At 65.6% G+C, this 2,454-nt stretch carries 2 protein-coding genes and 1 pseudogene; 1 reads left to right on the top strand and 2 read right to left on the bottom strand.

Annotation, left to right across the window (positions count from 1 at the left end; genetic code table 11):
* Both EN781_RS30600 and EN781_RS30595 read right to left on the bottom strand, forming a co-directional pair.
* Positions 1-388 (bottom strand): annotated as a pseudogene (locus EN781_RS30600) (hypothetical protein); the annotation flags it as partial.
* A gap of 146 nt (positions 389-534) precedes the next feature.
* Positions 535-834 (bottom strand): putative quinol monooxygenase, encoded by a 300-nt coding sequence (locus EN781_RS30595; protein ID WP_126058457.1) that lies wholly within the window; start codon positions 832-834, stop codon positions 535-537.
* Positions 835-973: 139 nt separating this feature from the next.
* Here EN781_RS30595 and EN781_RS30590 point away from each other — a divergent pair.
* The coding region (locus EN781_RS30590; protein WP_127400633.1) for an FHIPEP family type III secretion protein at positions 974-2,454 on the top strand (1,481 nt) is incomplete at its 3' end.

Raw genomic sequence — 2,454 nt, 5'->3', positions numbered from 1 at the left:
CCGACACGTTCATCATCGTCGGCCAGACGGTGCTGTCCAGCGGCTTCGGCGCCTCGGTCGGATCGACCGGAGTGCGGAACTTGCGCCTCCTGAGCCAGATCACGGTCAGCCCAAGCAGGATGCCGCCGATCGCCGGGATCAGCGCCTGCATCGGGCTTGCCAGCGAGAACATCGCCGACAGCCGGCCGCCCGGCTGCACACCGTACAGCATCCAGTGCATGCCTTGCACCAGTTCGCTCATGCCGGTGACCAGCGCGCCCGACATCACCCCGACGACACCCGCAAGCACGACGATGACGATGCCGCGCGCCTCGAGCAGCGGGATCGATCGGGTCAGCACCGCGCGAAGCCGGCGGGCGTAGACTTGGCTGTGGTTTGTGGCAGTCATCGGAGCGGTTGGCCGATTTCCGAAGGGAATGGAAAGCTGCCGTGCCTGATACGCCGGGCGGCATGCGTGGCTATTGCAATGCCGCCTGCTTGTGGCGCCATTTTGGCGCCGCTCGATCGGAATGATATCGATGAGGGGGGCCCGCTTCAGATCGGCCTGGCGTCGCCGGCTTCGTAGAGCACGAGGTTGCGGTCGCCGATGCCGAGGGCCGCCCAGCTCGCGCGCCAGTCGGCGATGTGCGGCGTGCGGAAATGCGCCTCGAGCGCGGCCCTGTCGTTCCACACTTCCGTGACGCGGATCAGCCCTGCGTCGAGGATGTCCTGCGCATATGAATATTCGAGGCAGCCCGGCTCGGCGTGGCTCGCCGAAACCATCTTCTCCATGGCCGGCCTTGCCTCGTCCAGCCTATGCGCCGGCAGGCGGATGGTGCCGATAATCACGAGCATGCCGGTCCCCTTCTGAAGGTTGCGCGCGGCTGAGGATGCCGCCCATCGGCAGTAGCCAGTCTCCCACCCTCGCGCAAGCTTGGCTGGTTAGGCTCGAAAGGCTGCCGCGCGTTCGGCGCGCTGGAGACTTGAGGACGATATGGCGATCAGCGAAACAATCCCGGCCGGCCTGGTGGCCAAGAACGGCCGCGACGTCTTCTTCGCGCTGGGCATCGTCGTCATCCTGGCGGTGCTGTTCTTGCCGATCCCGGCCTTCCTCATCGACATCGGCCTTGCCTTCTCGATCGCGCTGTCGGTGCTGATCCTGATGGTGGCGCTGTGGATCCAGCGGCCGCTCGACTTCTCCTCCTTCCCGACCGTGCTGCTGATCGCCACCATGCTCAGGCTGTCGCTCAACATCGCCACCACGCGCATGATCCTCTCGCACGGCAGTGAGGGCACGCACGCGGCCGGCTATGTCATCTCCGGCTTCTCGAAGCTGGTGATGTCGAGCGACTTCGTCATCGGCCTGATCGTCTTCCTGATCCTGATCGTGGTGAATTTCATCGTCATCACCAAGGGCGCCACCCGTATCGCCGAGGTTGGCGCCCGCTTCACCCTCGACGCCATCCCCGGCAAGCAGATGTCGATCGACGCCGACCTCTCCGCCGGCATGATCGACGAGAAGACGGCGCAGCTGCGCCGCCGCGAGCTGGAAGAGGAATCCTCCTTCTTCGGCTCTATGGACGGCGCCTCGAAATTCGTGCGCGGCGACGCCATCGCCGGCCTCATCATCACCGCCATCAACATCGTCGGCGGCATCGCCATCGGCTACATCCGCCACGGCATGGGTATGGGCGAAGCCGCCGACGTGTTCATCAAACTGTCGGTCGGTGACGGCCTCGTCACCCAGATCCCGGCGCTGATCGTCTCGCTCGCCGCCGGCATGCTGGTCTCCAAGGGCGGCACCCGCGGCTCGGCCAACCAGGCCGTGTTCGGCCAGCTCGGCGCCCATCCGCGCGCGCTCTACGTCGCGGCGTTCCTGCTGGTCATCCTCGGCCTCATGCCCGGCCTGCCGCTGTTCCCGTTCTTCGCGCTTGCTGGCGGCATGGCCGGTCTCGGCTACGTCATTCCGATGCGCCAGAACCGCGCCATGGCCGCCGCCGAAGCACTGAGGGACGAGGAGAAGGCCAAGAAGGCCGAGGAAGAGAAGAACTCAGTCAAGGCCTCGCTCGCCACCGCCGAGATCGAGCTGCTGATCGGCAAGCAGCTGTCGACGCGCTTGCTTGTGTCACATCAGGAGCTGGTCTTCCGCATGGCCAAGATGCGCAAGAAGTTCGCCCAGCAATACGGCTTCGTCGTGCCGGAAGTGCGCGTCGCCGACGACTTCGCCATCCCGCCGAAGAGCTACCAGATCAAGGTCCACGGCACGGTCGTCGCCGAGTACCAGATGCGCGTCGGCGAGATCATGGTGCTGCTCGGCACCCGCGACGTGCCGGACCTGCCCGGCGAGGAGATCCGCGAGCCGGCTTTCGGCATGCGCGCCTTCTCGGTGCTGGAGACCTTCGCCGAGGACCTGAAGCGTGAGAACTACACCTATGCCGACAACATGTCGGTGCTGCTCACCCATCTCTCCGAGGT

This window comes from Mesorhizobium sp. M4A.F.Ca.ET.090.04.2.1, assembly GCF_003999085.1.
GTDB lineage: Bacteria > Pseudomonadota > Alphaproteobacteria > Rhizobiales > Rhizobiaceae > Mesorhizobium.
This window is presented reverse-complemented; position numbering and strand designations above follow the sequence as displayed.